The sequence below is a fragment of the Rhodanobacter denitrificans genome (assembly GCF_003335105.1).
Taxonomy (GTDB): Bacteria; Pseudomonadota; Gammaproteobacteria; order Xanthomonadales; family Rhodanobacteraceae; genus Rhodanobacter; species Rhodanobacter denitrificans_A.
In genome coordinates, this window is the sequence record NZ_QFWQ01000002.1 from 193,553 (window position 1) to 218,280 (window position 24,728).

Genomic DNA, 24,728 nt, shown 5'->3' on the forward strand with positions numbered 1-24,728 from the left:
TCCATAGCATCCTTCCCGCAGAGGAGCTGCCCGTGAACTCTCTCGTCGTACCGCATCGTTCCACCCTGGCCAACGCCGTCTATGGCCTGCTCAATCCCCTCCCATTCGGCTTCTTTGTCGCCGCGCTGATTTTCGACATCACCTACGTCCGGACCGCAGGCGTGCTGTGGAACAAGGGCGCCGCGTGGCTGATCGTGTTCGGCCTGCTGCTCGCTGTGATCCCGCGCTTCGTCAACCTCGCACAGGTCTGGATCACTTCCCGGCACATCGCCCGACGCGCCGACAGGCTGGACTTCTGGCTCAACCTGTTCGCCATTGTCGCGGCGATCTTCAATGCGTTCGTGCACAGCCGCGATGCCTACGCGGTGGTTCCCGCCGGCGTCTGGCTCTCGGCATGCACGGTCGTCCTGCTGGCCATCGCCCACCTCGTGATGGCCGTGCAACGCTCTGCAGCGGAGGAGTACGTCCATGAATAAGATCGTCCTTCGCAGTGCGCTGGTATTGGTCTTCGGAATGATTATGGGAGGATGCAGCGGAAAGGCGTCGTATCAGCCCGCGCAGCAGTCGGGTAATGCTCCGCCGCTGCCCGGCGCCCGCAACTTCCTGGTCCCGCCGATGCAGGTTCCCCGCTATGCCGGCTGGAAGCAGGGCCAGGCGCCCAAGGTGGCGGCGGGGCTCAGGATCGAGAAGATCGCCAGCGGACTGATGCACCCGCGCCAGCTTTACACCCTCCCCAACGGCGACATCCTGGTGGTGGAATCCAACGGCCCCGGCTCCGAGCCGGTGACCACGCCAAAACAGTTGATCGCCAACAAGATCAAGAACCTCTCGGGCAAGGGTGCGAAAGGCGGCAACCGGATCACCCTGCTGCGCAGGAACGGCAACGCCGGCGGTGAATGGGAGAAGCACGTTTTCATCCAGCACCTGCACTCGCCGTTCGGGGTACAGCTGATTGGCGACACCCTGTACGTGGCCAACACCGACGCGATCGTGAAGTTCCCGTACGTCACGGGCGAAACGCAGATCACGGCGCCCGGGGTGGAGTTCACCGACTTGCCGGCCACGATCAACCACCACTGGACCAAGGCACTGGTGGCCAGCCCGGACGGCAGCAAGCTGTATGTCGGGGTCGGCTCCAACAGCAACATCACCGAGAACGGCATCGACCAGGAATACCGGCGCGCGAATGTACTCGAGGTGGACGTGGCCACCGCCGGCAGCAGGATCTACGCCTCGGGCCTGCGCAATCCGACAGGGCTGCAGATCGAGCCGCATACGGGCAAGCTCTGGGCGATCGTCAATGAACGCGACGAGATCGGCGCGGACCTGGTGCCCGATTACCTGACCTCCGTCCAGCCGGGCGGTTTCTACGGCTGGCCATACAGCTATTTCGGCCAGCACGTGGACAGCCGCGTCATGCCGCAGCGACCGGACCTGGTGGCGAAGGCGATCAAGCCCGATTACGCGCTGGGGTCGCATGTCGCCGCGCTCGGGCTGCTGTTCTCCGACAACAACGCGCTGCCGGAGAAGTATCACAACGGTGCCTTCGTCAGCGAGCATGGCAGCTGGGACCGCTCGCCACTGAGCGGTTACGCCGTCGTCCATGTCGCGTTCGTGGACGGCAAGCCGACCGGTGTGCCTGAACCGCTCGTCACCGGCTTTTACTCGGACGACGAATCGCAGCTGTACGGTGCACCGGTCGGGTTGGCGCAGGACAAGGACGGCGCTCTGTTGATCGCGGACGATGTCGGCGATGCCGTCTGGCGGGTGACGTCAGCCTCACCCTGAATACGCCGATCGAAATATCGCCAACGCAATAAAAAGCCCCCGATTGCTCGGGGGCTTTTTGCTGAAACCCGCCAACGAAGCCGCAGGCAATCGCTAGAACGCTTCTTGACACCTGAGCATGATGCCCAGCCGCCCCAAAGCTCGACATGGAGCCGATGTCTGTGAAACCGGCAACAGTCCAGAACGGCATTCCGTACGGATCGGATTGCTGCTCAATACGCCGCGGGCTGTGGGTCAGGGACGTTGACGACTTCCGGGTCGCAAACGATAAATTCGCTGTTTATCGGATCATGGACAATGATGCCGATGTTGAACGAGCAATGTTTATCGTTCTTGTTGGTGAATTTGACCGATCGGCCATCCTTGCTGACTTGCGGGTCGATGATTTGATCCCAGGCGAAGCCTGTCCCGACACCCTGGCATATCTTGAAATCAGCGGGCGTATCAGATGACAGGCTGAAGTGCATCTTCAGGCCCTTTTTCATGCCCACCAGGTGGATGGGATCGTGAGAGTAGGTGTAAAAGTACTTGCCATTTCCAGAGTTGCCACCGAAACCGACACGTACCACGGTCAACTGATACTCCAATGGCTTGTTGCTCTTATTTTTGCTCTTGGCGGTCTTTGCTTTGCCCATCGGTTTGCTCCAGTCGGAAGGAACGCAACAATTGAATATAAGCGGGGTGAAGATAACCAAAGCTCGAGAGCTTTCCAATGATTTCCAGGGCTTCGGTTTTGTCGCCAGCCAACAGGTATGCTTTTACCTGCTGACCGTAGAATCTTGCCTTTGAGCTGGAGCGGTCGAGCTTGCTCAAGATGGCGATTGCCTCGTTCGCATAGCTGCTGGCACCTGGTGCCGAATCACAGTGGCCGCACGAAGCGCGAAGGAGCAACATCTCGGCCAACCAGTTACGTGCCGAGAGATTGGCAGGCGTCTTCTCGAGCAAATGGCGCAGTGCGCTGATTTCCCCGGACAGAGAGGTCTCGGATACCGGGCTGCTGCCAATGCGCAACTGCTGAGTCAAAGCAAGCGCGTGCAGGAGGATGCTTTCCGGGGCTGCCGGGTTCCCCCTCGCCAGGTCGGCGACCGCCTTGGCGTTGGCGGTCACGAGATCTCTTGCCTCCTGTCTCCGGCCGCGGAAGGACTCTACCAGTCCAAATTCGAGGCCGGCGGTGATCGATTCGCGGCGCCATTCGGCGTTCTTCGGATCAATCTGCCGCAATGAGAGAAGCTCTTCATAGGCATTTCTGTATTCGGTCGCTGATATATCAACTTCTCCGCGGTCCAGTGCGACACTGGCCACGTGCATGCGCGCGATCGCCAGCTTGTAACGGTATTGCTGGTTTTCCGGATTCGCGCGGCATATGTCCTCCATCACCTGAAGCGCTTGTTCATGGCGATGCTCTGCGCCGGAGAGATCGCCCTGCGCCTCGTCCACGTTGCCAAGCCACGTCAGAGTGTTCCCGATGTCCATCAGGATGCCGAGATTCCCTGTGTTCACGGAATGGACGTGTCGCTTCAGTTCCAGGGATGCGTTGAATCCGGCCAGCGCCTGCTTGTAGCGGCCAAGCCGGAAATTCAGTACGGCAAGATTGCTGTGTGCGTAGGACAATTCAATCAGGGATCTTTCATCGTCCGGTCGGAGCTTGACCTGTTCGGTAGCCGCCCGAAGGTAGCGCCCGAAATTCCAGGATGCGCCGGCGAAGTCGGATCTGTTGTAAGCGAGTTGCCCGATCCAGAAGACGGCATTGCCGTAGTCGAACCACGCATCCACATTATTTGGGTGCGCCTGCACTATTGATTGTGACAAGTCCGCAGCGCGCCCAAACGATTCGGCGGCGCCCCGATTGTCTCCTCTCGCAAGGCGGATTTCGCCGATTTGCCGGTATGCGCGCGCACGCAGCAACTCTACGGGCAGGTCGGAGGATTCTTGAGGCACGGAGGCGAGATATCTCATCGCCTCGTTTCCTACGCTGTCCAACACGTCGAGCTTGCCGATCGGGCGCAGGCTGTCGGTGAGCTTGCCGAGCATGAAGCCAACAAGGGATTCGGCTTGCAGGCGTTGCTCAACGGCAGCGCGGCGTTGAATCATTGCAACGATGCCGGCGACACCCGTGGCCAGCCCAAGAAGAACGATGGCGCTGAACGCGACGTTACGTGCATAGCGTTGGCGATTCGCCCGACGAAGGGAACGCTCTATGAAACGACGCTGATCGACTGCCAGCGAGAGCTTCGAATGCAACGCCACCTGCAAGGCGTCATGAAGCTGATGGCCCGCTGGAAGCAGAAAGTCGCGGCTTTCGTTCTCACTGCTCCAGCGTCGTTGCGCTTGAGCCACGCGGGCACGCACGATCAGCAGGCGCTGATTCTCCTCGATCCATTGCTGGATGCGAGGCCAATGACCAAGCAAAGACTCGTGGGCCACGGCGATGGCGGCTATGTCGCCAACAAGAGTGCTGGCGAAGAGGCGCTCATCCACGAACTTGCGTACCAGAATATCGGCATTCGGGTCGTCGATCTGCGACGACGGGACGGGCTGGCTGACCGGGGAGCGGTCATCCTCATCGATGGAAACCATCTTGCGCAGGAGTTCAGGCAGGCAGCGCTGCGAGGCTTCGGCAAGCTGCGCGAAGGCGTTTTCCGCATGCTGGGCGAGTGATCCCGCGAGACCGCCAATCTCCCGGTAGGCCGTGAAAGTGAGCATGCCGGATGTCGTGCGCTTCTCATACAGCACCGACAACGTGTGCTGTAGCAGAGGGAGCGACTGCGAACTCGACGCAGCGGCGTCGCGGAGCATGTCGTCGAGGCGCAGGTCCGTTTCCCGGTCTTGCTCGAAGCACAGGCCTGCCGCTTGCGCCGGAATGCGGATGATCTGGGCGACCTCTCCTGGTGACAGCGGGGCAAGGTCGAACTGCCCGTCTTCCGCTTTCAGTTCCACCAGGGCCGGGATGTGCACGAGATTCGGGTAGAAGTCGTTGCGACAGGTAGTCAGCATTGCCACGCGACCCGTCGCCAGCAAGTCCGATATCTTGGTGAAAAACTCATCCAGGGCCGAGATGGTGTCGCCTTGCTGCGTGAACGCGCGCTCCATCTGATCCAGCACCAGTAGAAAGATCGGCGCTTGGTCTTCCGATGCACGAAACCCGGCTCGACGCTGGAGGCGGTCTTCCATGCTGGCAAGCAGGCATTGGATATCTTCCGCCAGTGAGGTGGCGAGCCACGCTTTTTCTGTCTCGTGGAACAGCGGCTCATTGCCGGCGCGCCACTGAAGCATCGCTGCAGCCAGAGTCGCGCAAGGATCCGCGACGATGTGGGTCGGCTCGATTCGTGCCACGGAAAGCACATGCGTACCGCTGAATCCGTGCGCCTGGGTCAGCAGGGGAATGACGCCCGCCTGCAGGAGGGAGGTTTTCCCCGAACCGCTCGGGCCGAGAATCACTACGAATCCCCGCTTCTCGGCGAGCCGGGATTGCAATCGCGACAGCACGGCAGCCTGGGCTTGGCTGCGGCCGTAGAACACGGCCTGGCGGTCAGCGTCGAACGCGGCGAGACCGGGATATGGACTGCCTTTTGTCCACATCGCGACGGATGCAGGCACCGGCGCGTAGTTCTGCATGAAAAGCACTTCGGAAACGATGCGATAGCCGCGTTTGCGAATGGTGGCGATGTAGTGCGGCTCGGTCGCGCTATCCCCAAGTGCTCGGCGCAGTTGGGCGATGCTCTTGTGCACGGGATTGTCGCCGTAGAACACACCGCCCCAGAGGGCGATCAGCAGTTCTTCAGCGCTGACCACCTCGGTGGCCCGCTCACACAGAAACGCGAGCACATCCATCAGCTTGGGCTCGATGGTTCGACTTCCGCCCGTGCCGTAGAGACGGCATTCCTGTGGCACGACCAGCCACTCGCCGAGGCGAAAGCGCGGTGACCGGGTGGCAACACTCATTGGAAGGTCGTGCGGCCCCTGCGTGCCGGAGAGCCGGCATCAGGAACATTTCCACGACGAATCAACGAGGTGCGATCCGTAAGGATTCCGGAAGGTATATGCCCGGCGCCAGGAGCACAAAACCCTGAGCGAGAGTCACCGTGCCTCTCGCTCACAGGGCGGGTGGACCGCCCGCCGTTGATACCGCCGAGGCGCATATGCCGATTTCCCCTGACATCCCTGCATCATCATCACAGAACTGCGAGTCCAACTCTAGTGATCATCCCTGCACCGGGCCGCACCCGGGTCGGGCACTGCTGCTCGAGGATGTGTTCAGCCGAGCCTGCACCTGGATAGCCGGAGCCCATCGCGATTCGAAGCTGTCTCCGGCCGGCATCGCGCAGCAGCTGCGCTGTTCGAGAGCCACGCTGTACCGGGCCTTCCAGTCAAAAGGGATAACCGTCGCCGACTACATCCAGCGACTGCGCCTTGAGCAGATACATACCGACTTGGCTACCGCCGCTCCGCGGATCCCGATCAGTTCCATCGCCCTCGATCACGGCTTCGAGTGTTTAAGCCATTTCCACAGGCGGTTCAAACGACTCTACGGGCACACGCCGGGGGAGACGCGGAGTGCGCGCTCACCGCAGAGACGCGAAGTCAGGAATTGAGACGGTCGGCCATCGAAGGACGGGTCGCAACGGAGAAAGATTTTCTTGCCGCAGTTGCCAGCGGCCTACCGATCGACAGGTCATCTCGAACACAGGGGTACATCATGCCAAGTCTTGAAAACATCGCGTCCCAGGGTCCGAACAAAGTGGGCATCTGGGGATTCCATGGTTCGATCACCGTGCAGCACGTCGCGGCGGCGGTCAAACAGATTGCAGGCCAGCTGAATGGCGCCGGCCATAGCATCCACATCATGTCCGGCACCCATGGCTATTGCGCGGGTAAGGTCGGTGCGGTGGCAACGCGTGACGAGCGCTTTGCCCAGGAGGATCGGCGGCTGGTCTCGCCGCATACGGCCGACAACCATCCAGTCACTCTCGTAGTGCACGACTTCAACAACCAGGTGCCCACGGGTCCCGATCCCGTCACCGCCGTGATGGCGAAGCTGAATCAGGACATCCGTGCATTGGTCCCCTCGGGTGGGGCCGCCTGCAACACCTTCCTGCTTGCCTATTGCTGCAGCGCCGGCACGCGCTGATTCGCCCACGGGTGGGCCCGTAAAGCGCCCCGCCGCAACCGGCGGGGATTTCGATCCCCTGACATCAAGAGAGAAGACACATGAAATCGACGATTTCCCGATTCGTATCGGGAAGCATTGCATCCCTTTTCCTCTCGCTCGCCATGGCCATGCAACCGCTTAATGCTGCGGGGCTGGACGCTGCTCCAGCGCCGGATGCCTCCCAGTCGCAGGACAGCGCCCTGCACAGGAATGCGTTGGCCATTGAGCAGGAACTGGGCAAACGCGTCGCGCTGATGGAGCAGCAGGAATCAAAAGCACGTTCTGAAAGCAACCGGCTGCAGATCGACCTCGGCAGGTGGATGGACCAGGAGGCGTCGATCAGCACGAAGATGAATGAAGTGGAAGCCGATATCCGGAGCAGGGAAAGCGTGGTGTCGGACGCGCAAGCTCAGCGGGAAAAAATTGAAGGGCAGCGCCAGAGCATTGAAAGGGAAATCGAGAAGAAGAGGAAAGAGTCAATCACCTGCTATATCCCAGTTGCACAGCTTTACTGCTTGTTTGCGGATCTCGGCGGCAAGCTTGCCAGCCTCGACAGCCAGCTGGTTGACGCCACCAGGCGGTGGATGCAAGTCAACAATGAGTACGTCCTCGCTCGTTCCAGGCTCCATCGGCTGCAGCAAGATCAGAAAGTCCTCGCGTCCAACCAGGTTCGAACAAAGCGTGCCATCGATGAGCTTGGGAACCGGCTGATCGCACTGCAGGCGGCGTTGGGGACATATCGAAAGACGTCACAAGCGCACCACGAAGCGCTTGGCAGCTTCACCGCCCAGCTGGACGAATTCAACGCACTCCCACCTTCGCAGCGTCCCGACGTGATCGAACGCCGGCTGGCGCGTCTGAGGGACCAGCTTGTTGCGGAAATCGGCCAGGCTTGCCAGTTGATGAAATCAGCCGGACCTGCCCTGCCCGAGAGCGCCCAGCACGCCTGCGCGAAAAACTGAGCGCAGTCGACGTGCGTACTGAAGCCCGACCATACCCCATTACCAGGAGAGTCTGATGTCCACTGTGCCGTTTCAAAGCAATCAGGAAAAGCTGGCTTCCGACATCGATGCCGATGTTTCAACGCTGCTTGCGAGAACCCCGTTTACGCTCCCAAGCTCCAGTGATTCCGTAGTCGCCCGGTGCGTCGTGCGCATCCTGGATTCCTACGATGCCGCCAACGCCAAGCGCGATACGGACAATGCCGTAGATCTGCTCTACATCGCCTACTGCGCCACCCCTCAAAGGGAGGCAGGGATACGCGTCAAGATCAGCAGCATCATCGAAAAGCTCATCAAGGCCCAGGAGAAAAGCATTGACACGATGAGCTTCGCTCTTCGCAGGGCGCGCGAGATCAACAATGTCTTGAATGACGCATTCCCGACGTGGCTGGATATCCGTCAGCCGCTCGTGAACGGCGAAGGAACACCCGAGCAGATCCAGGAACTTCGCGATTTCGTCAAGAGCGACTTGATGAGCCTTGCCGGCGAAATCGCGGAAAAGGCGGGCGAGGTGGAAAAGCGGCTGCTGGGTTGCGCTGCCGAATACGACTCGATCATCGAAAATACCCAGAAAGCGACCGACGACAGCCAGGTTGCACTCGGCGCCTACATCAAGGAACGCGACGAACTGCAGCGTGAAATCAACCAGCACAATGCGCAACGCGCGAAGCTCGAGTCGCTTGTCGACGAGCTGGGCCGCGAGGTGAAGAAATTCGAAGACAAGGCCAAGGAGTTCGAAAACCGGGCTTCAACCGCGGAGGAGCGCTCCTTTGTCCTGTCGATCATCGGCGCAGCCGCATCGATCGTTGCTGCCATCGTGCCGCCGGTAGCCCTGTTGGCCTCCTCTGGGCTCATCGGCTCCGCCACGCAGGGTGCCGCCGGGGCGAAGCCAAAGCCGAAGAATCCAGACCAAAATGAGGCGCAGGCCAAGACGGAGTTGGCCGACAAGCTGGCGGAACAGAAAAAGGTACAGGAGGACGTCGACAATCTGGATAAGGAAATCACGGAGCTGAAGGCAAAGCCCAAACCCGACGACGATGAAACCGCCAAGAAAGCGTACGAAGAGCGCATAGGCGAACGCCAGGAACGGCTCGACGCGCAGAAGCTGAAGCTTGCACAGCTCAATGACGCGGTCACGAAGCTGCAGGAAGGCCTCGACAAGGCGAAGCAGGAATTCAAGCAGTTGTCTGAACAGAACCGCGATCAGGCAGCCAGTCTTCGCGAGATGCAGATGCAGATGCTGGACAAGGCCGAGAAGTACGAGACGGAGCGGCGTACTCAGGCCGCGGAACTGGTCCGTATCAAGGTTCTACTCGAAGGGCAGCAGACTGAGGACGAAAAGTTGCAGCTCGCAGTCAGGTCCCTTGATCTCAGTATCGGATCCCTGAAGCGGATGCAGGAGATTGTCCGGGAGATAGCATTTTTCTTCAGGTCGTTCGCCAACTTCATGGGAGAGGTCTCCAACGACGCCAACCGGCAGTTGGCCAGGTTCGAAGCCACCGAGACCAAGAAGCTGCGTTCGAATGAACTGCGCAGCCTGGTGAAGAGCACGGATATCTTCTTCGTCAAGCAAGCGGCCAATTGGCATGCCGTTCTCAGCGTGTCCGGAATGTTCCTGGACGCATTCAAGGATGGACGCACCCGCATGGTCGATCTCGACGCCAAGTACCTTACCGGGGAAAAGCTGAAAAGCTTCCTGGACGAGGCGGGCGGACGCCTTGAAGGTATCGCGAAGGAACGCGAGAAGCGCGCCAGCGCGAAAATCTATGACCTGCAGAACTATCGCGAAGAACTGCAACGCGACGCGGGTTGAGGGTGTAGTCGATGTTTACCAGACAGCACGCGGGAATGCGCATGCTGTCTGGTAGCCGAGCAACTGAATCAGCCGTCCTGGGAGCCGCTTCGGGCGCATCGCCCAGGTCGCGCGGAAATCGCTGCATTCCAGGCAGCACGAAAACGGATACCACCCAGGAGCAGTGTGATGGACGAACCAAAAAAGCCAAAACCCAATAAAGCCTACACAATCATCAAAGATGCAACCTCGATCCTCGCGGGCCGGGGAGGCAAGATCGATGAGAGTCAAACAGACCGAGAAGGGCTGCATTTGCCCGGCGGGACGGTCGAGCCGAATGAAACAGCGTGGGAGGCGGCATTGCGAGAGTTCAAGGAAGAGACGCTCATTGGCGGCGAGGACATACCGTTTAACAGCAAGACCCCACCGGAGTCGTCCTTTGATCTCATCTTGGACAATTATGCGATCCGCTTTTTCGTGATTGCCGTGGAAAGTGTCGGGGAGCTCAAAAGTAAGCGATGGGTGGACAAGACTAAGCCAGCGTCCTTCAAAGTTCTCGAGTCAGTAAAAAGGACAAAATGCTGGGAGAATCAAGATTTTGATATCAAGGGAAAGACCGATTGGTTTGGGAGGGGATTGGCTGAGGCGAATCGCCGTGATCTCCTCTAGCTGATGATCGTATTGAACGACTGTCCCGGCCCAGCAACTCTAGTCGTGATGAACAAAGCCGGATGGAACAGCGGCTGTGCGTTGGAGTCCAGAAGCAAGCGAACTTGCTCGCCGCTTGCAGGAACACGAACGGTGATCTGATACACGACGCGTACTCGCTCCCTACTGTTCCGGGACGTTTAGCATTTCAGATCAGCGCTTTCAACTTTCGATGCCGGGAAAAAGAAAAAAGCCCTTGCAAGAGCAAGGGCTTTTCAAATCTGAATCAACACCTCCAAACTTGTATTGTCTAGAACGGAATCTCGTCATCCGCGAAGCCGTTGTCGGCCGGTGCTGGTGACGAGGGGCGCGACTGGTTGCCGTAATCGCCACCGCGCGACTGGCCACCGCCGGCGCTGCCGCCGCTACCCTGGCGCTGGCCGCCCTGCGGGCGCTCGCGCTGGAAACCGCCACCACCCGCCCCACCCTCGCTGCCGCCGCCGAGCATCTGCATCTCGCTGGCGATGATGTCGGTGAAGTACTTTTCCACACCATCCTTGCCGGTGAACTTGTCGGTGCGAATGGATCCCTCGATGTAAACCTGGCGCCCCTTCTTCAGATACTCGTTGGCGATTTCGCCCAGCCGGCCGAAGATCTTGATCCGGTGCCACTCGGTACGCTCCTGCTTCTCGCCGGACTGCTTGTCGGTCCACGACTCGGAGGTGGCCAGGCTGAAGCTGCAGATGCTCATGCCGCTGCCGGTGCTGCGCAGCTCCGGGTCTGAACCAAGGTTGCCGATCAGGATGACTTTGTTGACGCCACGTGCCATGGGTATGTCCTCGTTGAGCCGGGCGCAAGTCTGCGATGGGTTGCGGCCGGAATGGTGGATCCAGGCTAGCTATCATAACCGCGAGCGAGGCCGAGTCCAGCCGCAGAATGGCTGAATGCGGGGTCGACCGCGGCCGTGCCGGGGCGCAGGCGCCGGACGGCGGGCCCGCCGGAGCGCTCAGTTCACCAGGAAGCGGTGTCCCACGCCCGGCTCGGTCTTCAGCCAGCGCGGGTTCGCCGGGTCCTCGCCCAGCTTCTGCCGCAGCTTGCCGATCACGATGCGCAGGTACTGGCTGTCGCCGACATGGGTAGGGCCCCATACTTCGCGCAGCAGCTGCTGCTGGGTGACCACGCGGCCGGCATGGTGCAGCAGCAGCGCCAGCACGGCGTACTCCTTGCGCGTGAGCGCCAGCGGCACACCGTCCAGGCTCACCTCACGCCTCGCCAGATCGACGACCAGCCGGCCGTCGTCGTAACGCGGTGGCCGTTCCGGCTCGCCCGGTCGGTTGCGCAGCAGCGCGCGCAGCCGCGCCATCAGCTCCTGGATGCCGAATGGTTTGGTCATGTAGTCGTTGGCGCCATGGTCCAACGCGCACACCTTCTCGCTCTCGGCATCGCGCACCGACAGCATCAGCACCGGCAGCTGGCTCCACTGGCGCAGCTCGGCCAGCACCGCGTGGCCCTCCATGTCGGGCAGGCCGATATCGAGGATCACCAGGTCCGGCGTACGCATGGCGGCCAGCGCCAGTCCCTCGGCCGCCGTCGCCGCCAGCAGCACCTCGTAGCCCTCGGCGCGCAGGCCGATATCCAGAAAGCGGCGGATCTGCGGCTCGTCGTCGATCACCAGGATGCGTGGAGCGGCTGAGGTCATGGTGATGGCGTCATGCGTCTGGCGTTACTGTTCGACATCGGGCGGCGGCGGCAGCGGCAGGCTGATGCGGATGGTGGTGCCAATGCCGTCGCCGGGCAAGGCCTCCACGCTGCCACCGTGCGCGCCGATCATGCCGCGGCAGATCGCCAGGCCCAGCCCGGTGCCTTGCGGCGCGCGGTCGCCACGCGACACCGAATAGAACATGTCGAAGATACGCGCCCGCTCGTCCTCCGGAATGCCGGGGCCGCGATCCATCACGTCGATCAGCAGGCTCTCGCTGCTGCGGTGCACGGTCACCCGCACCGCTTCGCCCGGCGGCGAGAAACGCGCGGCATTCTCCAGGATGTTGAACAGCGCCTGCTCGATCAGCGCCGGATGCACGTAGAGCAGAACCGTCTCCGCCGGCGTCATCGTCTCCACACGCAGCTCCGGGAACAACTTGCGCAGGCGCGTCACCGCCGCGGCGACGATCTCGGCGCTGTCGGTCCAGTCGCGATTGAGCTTCAACGTGCCGTGGCCGAGCCGGGTCATGTCTAGCAGGTTCTGGATGTAGCGGTCCAGCCGCTGACCCTCGCCGAGGATCGCCTGCAGCAAGTCGCGGCGTTCTTCCGGCGGCAATTTCTGCTCGTAGCTGACCAGGGTGCCGGCGGCACCGATCATCGAGGCCAGCGGCGAGCGCAGGTCGTGCGACACCGACGACAGCAGCGCGTTGCGCAGCCGCTCGGTCTCGCCCTGCACGCGCGCGCCTTCGAGTTCGTCGGACAGCCGCGCGCGTTCCAGCGCCTGGCCGATATCCTTGGTCATCGCCAGCGCGAGGCTGCGGCGATCCGGATCAAGTTCGCGAAACGCCGGATCGAAGCGCAATGCCACGGCACCCAGCGGATGGTTTTCGCCGCCCAGCGGCAGCATCCAGTACGGTGCCGCGTTCAAGGTGTCGGTATAGCGACCGGCCTGCTCGCCGTGCCGGTCGCTCCAGTCGGCTGCGGCCAGATCCTGGGCCGACAGCGCACGCTCCGCTGGCACGTTCGCCACCACCCGCAGCACCTGATCCGCATCGCGGGCGAGGATGGCCGCATCGCAACGCAGCGCATGCGCCAGCGCCTTGCTGCCGACATCGCGGATGCCACTGGCGTCGGTGCTGGTGGCCAGTTGCTGGCCCAGTGTGAGCAATGCGCGCGCCTGCACGTGCGCGCCGCGCAATGACTCCACCTGGCTCGCCAGCCGCGTGGCCAGACGGCTGCAGACCAATGCCGCCACCAGGAACAGCGTCACCCCCAGCACGTCGTCGAAGCTGGAAATTTCGAGCGTGTAGCGTGGTGGCGCGAAGAAATAGTTGTATCCAAGGAAACAAAAGATGGCCGTATAGACGGCTACCGACATACGCGTTCGAACCGCTACCACCAGCACCGCGGTGAGGAAGATAAGCGACAGGTTCGCCACCGACAGGTAACGGTCGGCCACGAAGGCCAGCCCGAACGCGATCAGCGTAGTGAGCGTGGCGTAGATGTATTCGCTGCGCGAACCGTGCGCGGACGGCAGACGCGAGCGGCGGCGCGCTTTCGCCCGCTCGCTCGGCGTGGCGATGATGGTCAGTTCCAGGTGTGCGCCGCGGCGCAGCAACAGCTGGGTCAGCGAGCGGCCCAGCATCCGCGCCACCACCCGCTCGCGGGTACGGCCCAGGATGATCTGGCCCACGCCCTCGCGATCCGCATGCGCGATCAGCTCGTCCGCGACCGCGTGGCCGCGCAGGATGATCGCCTCGCCGCCGAGCCGCCGTGCCAGCCGCATCGCCGCATCCAGCTGTTCGCGCCGTGCGGGGTCCAGGCGAGCACCGGTATCGACATAGGCGACACTCCACGGCGCACCGCGACGCTCGGCGATCCGCCTCGCCACCCGAACCAGATACTCGCTCTGGCCGTAACCGTCGATCGCCGCCAACACGCGGCGACGCACCGTCATCGCGCTGCCACGCGCCAGCATATGCTCGCGCAGGTCGCTCTCCACGTGACCGGCGATGGTATCCAGTGCCAGCTCGCGCAAGGCGGCCAGGTTGGTCGGCGAGAAGAACGCGTCGAGCGCGGCGGCAGCCGTCTCCGGCACGTACACCTTGCCCTGCTTCAGCCGCCCGATCAGCTCGCGTGGCGGCAGGTCGATCAGCACGATGTCGCGCGCGCGGTCGAGGAAGGCGTCCGGCACGGTCTCGCGCACGGCGACGCCGGTGATACGCCGCACCTGGTCGTTGAGGCTTTCCAGATGCTGCACGTTGAGCGCGCTATACACTTCGATGCCGGCATCGAGCAGTTCGGCGATGTCCTGCCAGCGCCGCTCGTGGCGGCCGCCCGGCAGGTTGCGGTGTGCCAGTTCGTCAACCAGCAGCACCGCCGGCTTGCGTGCCAGCGCGGCATCGAGATCGAACTCGCTGAGGTCATGGGTACCGCCGTCACGATCGTGGTAACGCACCGGGCGACGCGGCAACACTTCGATGCCCTCCAGCAAGGCCGCAGTCTCGGCGCGGCCATGTGTCTCCACCAGGCCCACCACCACATCCACGCCCTGCCGCTTCAGCTCGCGCGCGGCGGACAGCATTGCGTAAGTCTTGCCGACGCCGGGCGCGGCGCCGAGAAAGATCTTCAATCGATGGGTACGCTCATCCTGCCCGGTACTCAACAGGGCATCGGCACGCGCTTCGCGGGATGGTTCACTCATGCACGCACGGGTCGATCCGGTCGGTGACGCTACGTTAGCGCGATCCGGCGCCAAGCGCCTGCTCCGCATCCAGCGCGAGGTTGAGCTGCAGCACATTCACCCGCGGCTCGCCTAGCACGCCGAGCTGGCGGCCGCGGGTGTATTCGTTCACCAGCGCCAGTACCCGCGCAGTGCCGAATCCACGCGCCGTTGCCACGCGCGCCAGCTGGTACCGCGCCGCCGCCAGGCTGATCTCCGGATCGAGGCCGCTGGCCGAAGCAGTGACGAGATCCACCGGCACCGGCGCGTTGTTGCCCGGGTCGGCCGCCCGCAATGCGGCGATGCGCTGCTTCACCACGTCAGTCAACACGGGGTTGGTCGGACCCAGGTTGGAGCCGCCGGAATTGATGCCGTTGTCCACCTGCGGCGTGGTGGCCGACGGCCGGCCCCAGAAGTATTTCGGGCCGGTGAACGACTGGCCGATCAGCACGGAGCCAACCGGCTTGCCGTCCTTCACGATCAGGCTGCCGTTGGCCTGCTGCGGAAAAATCAGCTGGGCCAGCCCGGTGGCGACCAGCGGATAAAGGACGCCGGTAATCAGCGTCATCACCAGCAGCAGTACAAAGGACTGACGCAGCAGCTTGCTCATGGCGGGCTCCGTTCTTTTTGAAAAGTGCGGCTACGAATGGCCGCTTATTGCTCTCGCGATCAGGGATCGATCGCGCTAGAAACTTCCTTGCAGCATCACGAAACCGCGCGAACCGCCGACGTTGCGTGTGTCGCGCGCATCGAGAAGGCTGGAAGTGCGTCGGTAGAAATCCGCATTGGTGGCGTAGGTCACCCCCGCGCTCAGCGACCAGTGGGCCGCCATCCGATACTTCAGCGTGGCGCCGAAATCGCTGTAGCCTGGATCGCGCGCGCCGGCGGCCAGCGGTGCCGTCAACGTGGTGGTGTAGTGCGTGTGGCCAGCGTGCAACGCCAGGCTCCACGCATCGCTCAACGGGAAGGCAGTGTCCAGCTGCAGGTAGCCGGTGCCCTTCGAATCACCGCGATAGCCCTGCTCGGTGTCAACGCCGAAATAGTCGGTGAGCGAGCGGTTGTACTTCAGCGTGAACTGTCTCCAGCTCAACGCGACGTTGGCCTCGGCGGTGTTCAGCGAGCGCGCGGGCAGTCCGGGCTGATCGAGGTTGGCACCGGGATAGACATAACCATAGATGCCGGCGCGCCACGACCAGTCGCGGTCGATCGCCCGGCCGTAACTGGCATACAGGTCCAGCTCCATCGCGCCGCCGGGACAGCTGCGCTCGCTCACGCTGGAACCCCAGAAACCGGCGGCAAAGCCGTTCGGGTTCGCATGATCGGCGCCGCCCTGGATCGCCGGGCGGCCCCAGCTCTGGGTGAGGCCACGGAATACGTAGTCCGAGGTCAGCGCGACATTGCCGGTGACTTCGTCTGCCGGCACGCCGTTGGCGAGGCAGGGGACGAGTGCCGTGGCGAGCGCGGCCAGTGGAAGGATGCGCATCAGGACAGCCCCAGCAGGACCAGCAGCAGGTCGATCAGCTTGATGCCGAGGAACGGCACCACGAGGCCGCCCAGGCCGTAGACCAGCAGGTTGCGGCGCAGCAGCGCAGCGGCGCCGAGCGCGCGGTATTTCACGCCCTTCAGCGCCAGCGGGATCAGGCAGATGATGATCAGCGCGTTGAAGATCACCGCCGACAGGATTGCGCTCTGCGGCGTCGCCAGCCGCATCACGTTGAGCGCGCCGAGCGCCGGGTAGGTGGTCGCGAACGCCGCCGGGATGATCGCGAAGTATTTCGCGATGTCGTTGGAAATCGAGAACGTGGTCAGCGCACCGCGGGTGATCAGCATCTGCTTGCCGATCTCGACCACCTCGATCAGCTTGGTCGGGTTGGAATCGAGGTCGACCATGTTGCCGGCCTCTTTCGCGGCCTGCGTGCCGGTGTTCATCGCCACCGCCACGTCGGCTTGCGCCAGCGCGGGCGCATCGTTGGTGCCGTCGCCGCACATCGCGACCAGCCGGTTCTGCGCCTGGATGTCGCGGATGAGTTTCAGCTTGGCTTCCGGCGTGGCCTCGGCGAGGAAATCGTCGACGCCTGCCTCGGCCGCGATCGCGGCGGCGGTGAGCGGATTGTCGCCGGTGATCATGATGGTCTTGATGCCCATCCGGCGCATCTCGGCGAAGCGCTCCTTGATGCCGCCCTTGACGATGTCCTTCAGCTCGATCACGCCCAGCGTGCGGTCCGCCTCGGTAACGATCAGCGGCGTGGCGCCGCGGCGCGCGATATCCTCGGCCATGCGCTTGACCAGCGGCGGCAGGTGGCTGTTCTGCGCCTCCAGATATTTCCCCACCGCGTCCAGCGCACCCTTGCGGATCTGCCGCGTGCCGAGATCGACGCCGCTCATGCGGGTCTGCGCGGCGAACGGCACAAACTGCGCGTGCAATGCCTCCAGCGGCCGCTCGCGCAGGCCGTACTGCTCCTTCGCCAGCACCACCACGCTGCGCCCTTCCGGCGTCTCGTCGGCCAGCGACGCGAGCTGCGCGGCTTCGGCGAGGATGCTCTCCGCCACGCCCGGCGCCGGATGGAACGCAACCGCCTGGCGGTTGCCCAGCGTGATCGTGCCGGTCTTGTCCAGCAGCAGCACGTCGACATCCCCGGCCGCCTCGACCGCGCGGCCGGAGGTGGCGATCACGTTGGCGCGGATCATCCGGTCCATCCCGGCGATGCCGATCGCCGACAGCAGCGCACCGATCGTGGTGGGAATCAGGCATACCAGCAGCGCGACCAGCACGGTGAGCGTGATCGGATGGCCAAGGCCGGCCGCCTGCACGCTGTAGATCGAATACGGCAGCAGGGTGGCGCAGGCGAGCAGGAAGATCAGGGTGAACTTGGCCAGCAGGATGGTCAGTGCGACTTCGTTCGGCGTCTTGCGCCGCTTGGAACCTTCGACCATCGCGATCATGCGGTCGAGGAAGCTCTCGCCGGGGTTGCTGGTGATGCGCACCACCAGCCAGTCGGACAACACGCGGGTGCCCCCGGTGACCGCGCTGCGGTCACCGCCGGACTCGCGGATCACCGGCGCGGACTCGCCGGTGATCGCGCTTTCGTCCACGCTGGCCGCACCAACCACCACTTCGCCATCGCCGGGAACCTGCTCGCCGGCCTCGACCAGCACGTGGTGGCCGGCGCGCAATTCAGCCGACGGTACGAAGGCGATCGTTGCATGACGATTGGCCGATGCCAGCTTCTTCGCGATCACGTCCTTGCGCGAGCCGCGCAGCGCGTCGGCCTGCGCCTTGCCGCGGCCTTCCGCCAGCGCTTCGGCGAAGTTCGCGAACAGCAGGGTGAACCATAGCCACAGGCTGACCCAGAAGATGAAGCCGGTCGGTGCCTCGCCATGGCCGGCGAGTGCCTGTGCCCACAGCAGCGTGGTCAGCACGCTGCAGACGAGCACCACGAACATCACCGGATTGCGGAACTGCAGCCGCGGCGACAGCTTGCGGAACGAATCGGCCATCGCCGCGAGAACCAGCTCGCGATCGAAACTTTGAGCGGCATGCGTTTGCGGAGTCATGGAATCAGAGTCCCTTGAAAGATCGGCCCGAATGGCTCAGTGGACCGACATCAGGTATTCGGCGATCGGCCCCAAAGCCAGCGCCGGCAGGAAGGTGAGCGCACCGATCACGATCACCACGCAGGCCAGCAGCGTGACGAACAGCGGCGTATGCGTCGGCAGCGTGCCGGCCGATTCGGGCACGTGCCGCTTGGCCGCCAGTGAGCCGGCCAGAGCCAGCATCGCTATCGCAAGCGGGTAGCGCGCAAGGAACATGCAGATGCCGAGCAGCACGTTCCAGAACGGCGCGTTCGCCGAGAGTCCGCCGAACGCGCTGCCATTGTTGTTGGAGGCCGAACTGACTGCGTAGAGGATTTCGCTGAAACCGTGTGTGCCGGAATTGGCGATACCCGCCACGCCGGCTGGCAGCATCACCGCGACCGCCGTGCCAATCACCACCAGCGCGCAGGGCAGCAACACCGCGAGGCTGGCCATCTTCATCTCGTAGGCCTCGATCTTCTTGCCAAGATATTCCGGTGTGCGGCCCACCATCAGGCCGGCGATGAACACCGCCACCACCGCGAATGCGAGCATGCCGTACAAGCCCGAACCCACGCCGCCGAAAATCACCTCGCCGAGCTGGATCAGCCACATCGGCACCAGGCCGCCGAGCGGGGTCAGCGAGTCGTGCATCGCATTCACCGCGCCGCACGAGGCGGCCGTGGTGATCGCCGCGAACAGGCCGCTGGAAGCAATGCCGAAGCGCGCCTCCTTGCCCTCCATGTTGCCGCCGGCCTGCAGCGCGGAGGCACGCGCATCCACCGCCAATCCGTGCCATGCCGGGTTGCCGGCCTGCTCCGCAGCGACCAGGCCGATCGTCAACGGGATGAAGATCAGCAGCATGGTGGCGAGGATCGCCCAACCCTGCCGCCGGTCGCCGACCATCTGGCCGAACATCACGCACAGCCCGCCGGGGATCAGCAAGATCGCCAGCATCTCGATGAAGTTGGAGAACGGCGTGGGGTTCTCGTACGGATGCGCGGAGTTCGCGTTGAAGAAGCCCCCGCCGTTGGTGCCGAGCATCTTGATGGCGACCTGCGAAGCGGCCGGACCCATCGGCAGGGTCTGCGTGGTGACCGGGATTTCCCTGATCACGTCGTGGCCTGCGGCATCCTTCAGCGTATTGCCGGCCGCATTCTTCACCGTCTCGGCGTAACTGCCGACCTGTACCACCGGCACATCGACATACGGCTTGAAGTTCTGCACCACGCCCTGCGACACCAGCAGCAGCGCGATCAACAACGACAGCGGCAGCAGTACATACAGCGTGCTGCGCGTGAGATCGACCCAGAAGTTGCCGATGCCGAGCGAACTGCGCCGACTGAAGCCGCGCACCACCGCCACCAGCGCCGCGATGCCGGTCGCTGCGGACAGGAAATTCTGCACCGCCAACCCCGACATCTGGGTCAGGTAACTCATCGTCGATTCGCCGGCGTAGCCCTGCCAGTTGGTGTTGGTGGCGAAACTGATCGCAGTGTTCATCGCCGAGTCGGGCGACACCGCGCCGAAATGCTGCGGATTCAGCGGCAGCCATTGCTGCGCGCGCTGCAGCGCATACACCGCCAGCACGCCGAGCACGTTGAACAGCAGCATGGCCAGTGCGTAGCGTTTCCAGCCCATGTCCTCCTCGGCGCGGATGCCGCACAGCCGGTAGATGCCGCGCTCCACGCGGCCGCCGAAGCGGGTAACCCGATTCGGCGCCTCGGCGAATACCAATGCCAGGTAGCTTCCCACCGGCTTCACCAGCAGCAGCAACACGACCAGATACAGGCCGACCTGCAGCAAATCATTCGTGGTCATTCGAACCACTCCGGCTTGAGCAGGGCCACGCACAGGTAGCCGGCAAGGGCGACCGCGATCACCCCGGCGAGGACGTGGAGAACATTCATGGCGGGAGACTCATGCAGACGGGAAAGGCGGAGCGGTTTACTTGCGCGGATCGAGCCGATCGCAGATCAGCAGGAAGCCGAGCGCCGCCGCGCACAGCACGAGCAGGAACAACAGGTAGACGAAATCCATCGGCGTCGACTCCATGAAGAGGCGACGCGCACTGTAGGAAACGCCGTATAAGAACGGGGTAGCGATTTCGCCGATCCGCGTATGCAACGCGTAAATTTTTGGCGCGCGGCGATCAGCCGGCCGCGCGTGCGACCCCGTCATCTGCGGCGCCGGGCGATGAAGACAACCGGTCGACCGGATAGCCGGCCGAGTCCCACGCCTCCAGCCCGCCAAGCAGCGGGCGCACCCGGCGGTAACCCTGCGCCATGAGGACCTTGGCCACCCGGGCGGCGGACACTTCGTTCGGGCAGTTGCAGTAGACCACCAGCTCGCGGTCGAACGGGATGTCGTGCACGGCGCGGTCGATGCCGCGGTCGTCGAGCAGCAGCGCGCCGGGGAGCACCCGCGTGTCGAACAGCCGCGAGCCCGCCGCGCGCACGTCCAGCACGACCGGCGCCGGCGACGACTTCATCGCCCGCTCCAGCTCCTCGACCGTGATGCGGGCCATCCGCAGCGTGCGCAGCAGGCGCCGGCGCTGCCACCAGCGGGTCAGGACATACAGCGCCAGCAGGCCCAGCAGCGCTTCCATCGCGAGCGTGCCGGCACTCGCGATGGCCGCCAGCAGGCCGTCGACCTGTTCGGCAAAGGCATAGCCCGCGCCGACCGCCACCATGGCCCACAGCAGCGAGCCCAGCCCATCGAAAAATACGAAGCGGGACAGCGGCAGGCCCATCGCGCCCACCAGCGACGAGCCCACGGTCGACAGCCCCGGCACGAACTTGGCGACCAGCAGCACCTGCCCGCGCCAGCGCTGGAACTTGAGCTCCGAACGCTGCACGCACGAGTCGGGCGACAGCGAGATGCGGCACAGCAGGCGCATCACGCCCGCGCCGTAGCGCCGGCCGGCCGCATACCACACTGCGTCGCCGAGCAGGCACGCGGCCACGGCGACCAGCAGCACGCTGACCGGCGACACCTGCCCATGCGCCGCCAGCGCACCGGCCACCACCAGCGTCGGCACCGCCGGCACCGGCGCGCCGAGCTGGGTCACCAGCACGTTGAGGAATACCAGCAACACGCCGTATTGCGCGATCAGCGCGATGATTTCATGAGCCATCGAAGCGGTACCCGATGCACGGTGCGGCCACGCCGCAGGGGCTCATGATTGGGCCGCGCGGCGGCCATTGCAAACTTCTACCGCGGTTCCTGCACGGCCTGCATCCGTACCGCGGCAGCGCGACCGATCCGGCGCGAGCCGGCGATCACCAGCGGCAGCCACAGCAGGGTCAGCGCCGCGGCGCAGACGAACACGCCGTCGGGCCCGAGTCGGCCCAGCGCGATGCCGCCAAGCGTGCCGCCGACGAACGCGCCGATGAACTGACTGGTCGAATAGGCACCCATCGCCGCACCGCGCAGGTGTTCCGGCGCCAGCCGCGAGACCAGGCTGGGCAGCGCCGCCTCGAGCAGGTTGAAGGCGGAGAAGAACACCGCCGCGGCCACGCCGAACGCCGCCAGGTGGCGGCCGGACAGCGCGAAGCCGAGCAGGGCCAGCCCGATCGCCACCACGCACACCATCACGATGCGCAGGCTCTGCGCGATCTCACGCATATGGTGCAGGCTCGCCCCCATCACGAACGCAGCCACCGTCATCACCGGCAGGTACAGCTCCCAGTGCCGGTTCACCGGCAGGTGCAGCGTGTTCGCCAGCAGCAGCGGCAGCCCGACGAAACTGGCGGTGAGCAGCGCGTGCAGGAAGAACACCGAGCCGTTCAGCACCAGCATGCGGCCGTCGCGCAGCATCGCCAGCACCGGGCCGAAGCCGGCCGCCGCCGGCGCACGGGCGCGCGCCGGCGTGGGCACGATCAGCCACAGCAGCGCCAGCGAGGCCAGCGCCAGGATCGAGGTGGCGGCGAACAGCCCGGACAACCCGGCGACCGCTTCCAGCGGCGGCCCCAGGATCAGCGCCAGCAGGAACGCCAGCCCGATCGACACGCCGATGATGCCCATCGCCTTGCCGCGGTTTTCCTCGGCGGTAAGGTCTGCCGCCAGCGCGATGCCTGCACCGGCCACCGCGCCCATGCCCTGCACCGCGCGGCCGATCGCGATGCCGGCCAGCGTATGCGACATCGCCGCGATCAGCCCGCCGATGGCGAACAGGATCAGCCCCAAGGTGATCGCCGGCTTGCGCCCGATCCGGTCCGACAGCAGCCCCAGCGGAATCTGCAGCAGCACCTGGCCGATGCCGTACACACCAAGCGCCAGGCCGATCATGAAGCCGGTGGCGTCGGGCATCGCCTTCGCGTACAGCGAGAACACCGGCATGATCAGGAACAGGCCGAACAGGCGCAGGCTGATCACGCAGGCCAGGGTCAGGGCGCTGCGCAGTTCGAGGCTGGAGAGTTTGCTCACCGGGGGATATACATCGCCAAAGTCATGGCCGGCATTATAGGGGGCGCCATGCGCCACGACTGTGGTGACATGTCGCGGCGCAAATTCCTGCAGCCCCTATAATCACGCCCTACGCCGCTGCGATGCACCCATGAACTCGATGCCTGCCGACGCCACCCGCCCCGCCGACTTCGCCCAGGTGCGCGACCTCGCCGCCGCCGACATGCAGCGCGTGGACGCGCTGATCCGCCGGCGGCTGTCCTCCGACGTGGTGCTGATCAACCAGATCGCCGACCACATCATCGCCGGCGGCGGCAAGCGGCTGCGCCCGATGCTGCACGTGCTGGCCGCCGGCGCGGCCGGCTACCGCGGCGAGCATCACACCAAGCTCGCCGCGATCATCGAGTTCATCCACACCTCCACCCTGCTGCACGACGACGTGGTCGACGATTCCGACCTGCGCCGCGGCCGCAAGACCGCCAACGCGCTGTGGGGCAACGCGGCCAGCGTGCTGGTGGGCGACTTCCTCTACTCGCGCTCGTTCCAGCTGATGGTGGAACTGGACGACATGCGCATCATGCGCATCCTCGCCGATACCACCAACACGATCGCCGAGGGCGAAGTGCTGCAGCTGCTCAACATCGGCAACGCCGACGTCAGCGAGGCCGCCTACCTGGCGGTGATCGAACGCAAGACCGCGGTGCTGTTCGCCGCCGCCACCGAACTGGGCGGCCTGCTCGGCGGCCTGCCCGAAGACGAAGTGGCCGCACTGCGCCGCTACGGCATGGAACTGGGCTACGCGTTCCAGATCGCCGACGACCTGCTCGACTACACCAGCGACGCCGGCACCCTGGGCAAGAACATCGGCGACGACCTCGCCGAGGGCAAACCGACGCTGCCGCTGATCTACGCACTGGAGAAAGCCAACCCGGAACAGGTGCAGTCGCTGCGCCACGCGATCGAGCACGGCGGGCTCGACTCGCTGGACCGCATCATCGCCTCGATCCGCGATTCCGGTGCGCTGGAACGCACCCGCGACCGCGCCCTGCTGCACGCCCGCGCCGCGCGCGACGCCCTCGCTGCCCTGCCGCCCTCGGCCCACCGCGATGCGCTGGCCACGCTGGCCGACTACTCGGTGCAGCGCACGTTCTGAGGTTTGCGGCGCTTCGGTCGCCTTCTCCTGCATCGAGAGCCAAGAGCTTTCGTCCTCCTGCGGAGGCCGAGGTACTTCTCTTTTGCTTGTCCAAAAGAGAAGTACCCAAGAGAAAACGACACCCCGCTTGCGCGCCTTGCGGGCATCCTGCCCGCAAGGTCCGCGGTCGGGTGGTGGGGTTTGTCGACAGCACATCCTGTGCTGACGCCAAACTGGCCGGCATCCCTGCCGGCCACCCTGCGGGCTTTTCCACCACCCGCCCGCCGCTTCAGAGGGGACCCGGTAGAGCAGCGGGCCATCCTGGCCCGCACTCTTCGAAAGAACCACAGCAACAGCCAGGGCAACAACCACAGCAAGGCAACAGCAGTATGGAGCTCTGCTCTGCCGCTTTTGCTTTTGCTTTTGCTTTTGCTTTTGCTTCGCGGCTTCATCACCGAGTGCGGGCCACGACGGCCCGCTGCTTTACCCGGGGTCCCTTGCGCGGCGGTGAGTCGGGGTCGACAGGCCGCGCAGCGGGCGTTGCCACGGATGGCAACGCCTTTTCGCGCGGGCACGATGCCCGCTCGAAAAGCCCGGCCCCGACTCACGGACTTGCCGGGCAGGAGCCCGGCAAGCGCCAAGCGGGGTGGCCTTTCTCTTTGGTTACTTTCTCTTTGGCCACGCAAAGAGAAAGTAACTCGGGCGCCATAGGCGCACGAAAGCTCTTGTCTTTGATGCTTTTCGCTCTGAATGCGGCAAGAGCAAGAGCTGTCGCGCACAAGTGCGCTCCTCCAGATGTACCCGGCGAGCAAAAG

At 64.1% G+C, this 24,728-nt stretch carries 20 protein-coding genes; 8 read left to right on the forward strand and 12 right to left on the reverse strand.

Annotated elements, in window-relative coordinates; all coding sequences use genetic code 11:
* Positions 1–32: 32 nt before the first annotated feature.
* Both DEO45_RS01765 and DEO45_RS01770 read left to right on the forward strand, forming a co-directional pair.
* Positions 33–476 (forward strand): hypothetical protein, encoded by a 444-nt coding sequence (locus DEO45_RS01765; protein ID WP_114340611.1) that lies wholly within the window; start codon positions 33–35, stop codon positions 474–476.
* The gene (locus tag DEO45_RS01770) at positions 469–1,788 is read left to right on the forward strand and encodes a PQQ-dependent sugar dehydrogenase (RefSeq protein WP_189339652.1); all 1,320 of its coding nucleotides are present in this window, start codon (positions 469–471) and stop codon (positions 1,786–1,788) included. Before DEO45_RS01765 ends, DEO45_RS01770 begins: the two co-directional genes overlap by 8 nt.
* 212 nt (positions 1,789–2,000) lie before the next feature.
* Here the strand turns inward: DEO45_RS01770 and DEO45_RS16420 are convergent, their stop codons facing one another.
* Positions 2,001–2,423, reverse strand: a complete 423-nt coding sequence (locus tag DEO45_RS16420; RefSeq protein ID WP_147269663.1) for a hypothetical protein — start codon at positions 2,421–2,423, stop codon at positions 2,001–2,003.
* Positions 2,389–5,730, reverse strand: a complete 3,342-nt coding sequence (locus tag DEO45_RS01780) for a winged helix-turn-helix domain-containing protein (protein WP_114340614.1) — start codon at positions 5,728–5,730, stop codon at positions 2,389–2,391. The genes DEO45_RS16420 and DEO45_RS01780 overlap by 35 nt, the downstream gene beginning before the upstream one ends.
* 197 nt (positions 5,731–5,927) lie before the next feature.
* Here DEO45_RS01780 and DEO45_RS16820 point away from each other — a divergent pair, with 197 nt between their 5' ends.
* From DEO45_RS16820 to DEO45_RS01805, 5 genes are all read left to right on the forward strand, one after another.
* The gene (locus DEO45_RS16820; protein ID WP_114340615.1) at positions 5,928–6,380 is read left to right on the forward strand and encodes a helix-turn-helix transcriptional regulator; all 453 of its coding nucleotides are present in this window, start codon (positions 5,928–5,930) and stop codon (positions 6,378–6,380) included.
* 104 nt (positions 6,381–6,484) lie between these two features.
* The gene (locus DEO45_RS01790; RefSeq protein ID WP_114340616.1) at positions 6,485–6,916 is read left to right on the forward strand and encodes a hypothetical protein; all 432 of its coding nucleotides are present in this window, start codon (positions 6,485–6,487) and stop codon (positions 6,914–6,916) included.
* Positions 6,917–6,996: 80 nt separating this feature from the next.
* Entirely contained in the window at positions 6,997–7,899 is a 903-nt protein-coding gene (locus tag DEO45_RS01795; RefSeq protein ID WP_147269664.1) for a hypothetical protein, read from the forward strand.
* Positions 7,900–7,954: 55 nt separating this feature from the next.
* A complete protein-coding gene (locus tag DEO45_RS01800) occupies positions 7,955–9,751 on the forward strand; it encodes a tyrosyl-tRNA deacylase (protein ID WP_147269665.1) in 1,797 nt (598 codons plus the stop codon).
* A 168-nt stretch (positions 9,752–9,919) separates the two neighbouring features.
* Positions 9,920–10,399, forward strand: a complete 480-nt coding sequence (locus DEO45_RS01805; RefSeq protein ID WP_114340619.1) for an NUDIX domain-containing protein — start codon at positions 9,920–9,922, stop codon at positions 10,397–10,399.
* Positions 10,400–10,688: 289 nt separating this feature from the next.
* Here DEO45_RS01805 and ssb read toward each other — a convergent pair whose 3' ends face one another.
* The 10 genes from ssb to DEO45_RS01855 form a co-directional block, all read right to left on the reverse strand.
* Positions 10,689–11,207, reverse strand: a complete 519-nt coding sequence (ssb, locus tag DEO45_RS01810; protein ID WP_114340620.1) for a single-stranded DNA-binding protein — start codon at positions 11,205–11,207, stop codon at positions 10,689–10,691.
* A gap of 177 nt (positions 11,208–11,384) precedes the next feature.
* Entirely contained in the window at positions 11,385–12,077 is a 693-nt protein-coding gene (locus DEO45_RS01815) for a response regulator (RefSeq protein WP_114340621.1), read from the reverse strand.
* 24 nt (positions 12,078–12,101) lie between these two features.
* Positions 12,102–14,783, reverse strand: coding sequence for a sensor histidine kinase (locus tag DEO45_RS01820; RefSeq protein ID WP_114340622.1), 2,682 nt, complete (start codon positions 14,781–14,783; stop codon positions 12,102–12,104).
* Between the two features lie 34 nt (positions 14,784–14,817).
* Positions 14,818–15,411, reverse strand: a complete 594-nt coding sequence (gene kdpC, locus DEO45_RS01825) for a potassium-transporting ATPase subunit KdpC (protein WP_114340623.1) — start codon at positions 15,409–15,411, stop codon at positions 14,818–14,820.
* 75 nt (positions 15,412–15,486) lie between these two features.
* A complete protein-coding gene (locus tag DEO45_RS01830; protein ID WP_114340624.1) occupies positions 15,487–16,284 on the reverse strand; it encodes a TorF family putative porin in 798 nt (265 codons plus the stop codon).
* A complete protein-coding gene (gene kdpB, locus DEO45_RS01835) occupies positions 16,284–18,356 on the reverse strand; it encodes a potassium-transporting ATPase subunit KdpB (protein ID WP_114340625.1) in 2,073 nt (690 codons plus the stop codon). Before kdpB ends, DEO45_RS01830 begins: the two co-directional genes overlap by 1 nt.
* 36 nt (positions 18,357–18,392) lie before the next feature.
* Entirely contained in the window at positions 18,393–20,195 is a 1,803-nt protein-coding gene (gene kdpA / locus DEO45_RS01840) for a potassium-transporting ATPase subunit KdpA (protein ID WP_114340626.1), read from the reverse strand.
* Entirely contained in the window at positions 20,192–20,284 is a 93-nt protein-coding gene (gene kdpF, locus DEO45_RS01845) for a K(+)-transporting ATPase subunit F (protein ID WP_114340627.1), read from the reverse strand. The genes kdpA and kdpF overlap by 4 nt, the downstream gene beginning before the upstream one ends.
* A gap of 242 nt (positions 20,285–20,526) precedes the next feature.
* Positions 20,527–21,510: a DedA family protein/thiosulfate sulfurtransferase GlpE gene (locus tag DEO45_RS01850; RefSeq protein WP_114340628.1), complete on the reverse strand. Its 984-nt coding sequence runs from the start codon at positions 21,508–21,510 to the stop codon at positions 20,527–20,529.
* A gap of 77 nt (positions 21,511–21,587) precedes the next feature.
* Entirely contained in the window at positions 21,588–22,802 is a 1,215-nt protein-coding gene (locus DEO45_RS01855; protein ID WP_114340629.1) for an MFS transporter, read from the reverse strand.
* A gap of 130 nt (positions 22,803–22,932) precedes the next feature.
* On the opposite strand from DEO45_RS01855, the gene DEO45_RS01860 reads away from it, so the two are divergent.
* Positions 22,933–23,934 (forward strand): polyprenyl synthetase family protein, encoded by a 1,002-nt coding sequence (locus DEO45_RS01860; RefSeq protein ID WP_114340630.1) that lies wholly within the window; start codon positions 22,933–22,935, stop codon positions 23,932–23,934.
* Positions 23,935–24,728: the final 794 nt, after the last annotated feature.

Excerpts from the sequence above, each read along its gene's own strand:
- DEO45_RS01770 (WP_189339652.1), top strand. The coding sequence starts at position 469 with ATGAATAAGATCGTCCTTCGCAGTGCGCTGGTATTGGTCTTCGGAATG.
- DEO45_RS16420 (WP_147269663.1), bottom strand. The coding sequence starts at position 2,423 with ATGGGCAAAGCAAAGACCGCCAAGAGCAAAAATAAGAGCAACAAGCCA.
- DEO45_RS01780 (WP_114340614.1), bottom strand. The coding sequence starts at position 5,730 with ATGAGTGTTGCCACCCGGTCACCGCGCTTTCGCCTCGGCGAGTGGCTG.
- DEO45_RS16820 (WP_114340615.1), top strand. The coding sequence starts at position 5,928 with ATGCCGATTTCCCCTGACATCCCTGCATCATCATCACAGAACTGCGAG.
- DEO45_RS01790 (WP_114340616.1), top strand. The coding sequence starts at position 6,485 with ATGCCAAGTCTTGAAAACATCGCGTCCCAGGGTCCGAACAAAGTGGGC.
- DEO45_RS01795 (WP_147269664.1), top strand. The coding sequence starts at position 6,997 with ATGAAATCGACGATTTCCCGATTCGTATCGGGAAGCATTGCATCCCTT.
- DEO45_RS01800 (WP_147269665.1), top strand. The coding sequence starts at position 7,955 with ATGTCCACTGTGCCGTTTCAAAGCAATCAGGAAAAGCTGGCTTCCGAC.
- DEO45_RS01805 (WP_114340619.1), top strand. The coding sequence starts at position 9,920 with ATGGACGAACCAAAAAAGCCAAAACCCAATAAAGCCTACACAATCATC.
- ssb (WP_114340620.1), bottom strand. The coding sequence starts at position 11,207 with ATGGCACGTGGCGTCAACAAAGTCATCCTGATCGGCAACCTTGGTTCA.
- DEO45_RS01815 (WP_114340621.1), bottom strand. The coding sequence starts at position 12,077 with ATGACCTCAGCCGCTCCACGCATCCTGGTGATCGACGACGAGCCGCAG.
- DEO45_RS01820 (WP_114340622.1), bottom strand. The coding sequence starts at position 14,783 with ATGAGTGAACCATCCCGCGAAGCGCGTGCCGATGCCCTGTTGAGTACC.
- kdpC (WP_114340623.1), bottom strand. The coding sequence starts at position 15,411 with ATGAGCAAGCTGCTGCGTCAGTCCTTTGTACTGCTGCTGGTGATGACG.
- DEO45_RS01830 (WP_114340624.1), bottom strand. The coding sequence starts at position 16,284 with ATGCGCATCCTTCCACTGGCCGCGCTCGCCACGGCACTCGTCCCCTGC.
- kdpB (WP_114340625.1), bottom strand. The coding sequence starts at position 18,356 with ATGACTCCGCAAACGCATGCCGCTCAAAGTTTCGATCGCGAGCTGGTT.
- kdpA (WP_114340626.1), bottom strand. The coding sequence starts at position 20,195 with ATGACCACGAATGATTTGCTGCAGGTCGGCCTGTATCTGGTCGTGTTG.
- kdpF (WP_114340627.1), bottom strand. The coding sequence starts at position 20,284 with ATGAATGTTCTCCACGTCCTCGCCGGGGTGATCGCGGTCGCCCTTGCC.
- DEO45_RS01850 (WP_114340628.1), bottom strand. The coding sequence starts at position 21,510 with ATGGCTCATGAAATCATCGCGCTGATCGCGCAATACGGCGTGTTGCTG.
- DEO45_RS01860 (WP_114340630.1), top strand. The coding sequence starts at position 22,933 with ATGAACTCGATGCCTGCCGACGCCACCCGCCCCGCCGACTTCGCCCAG.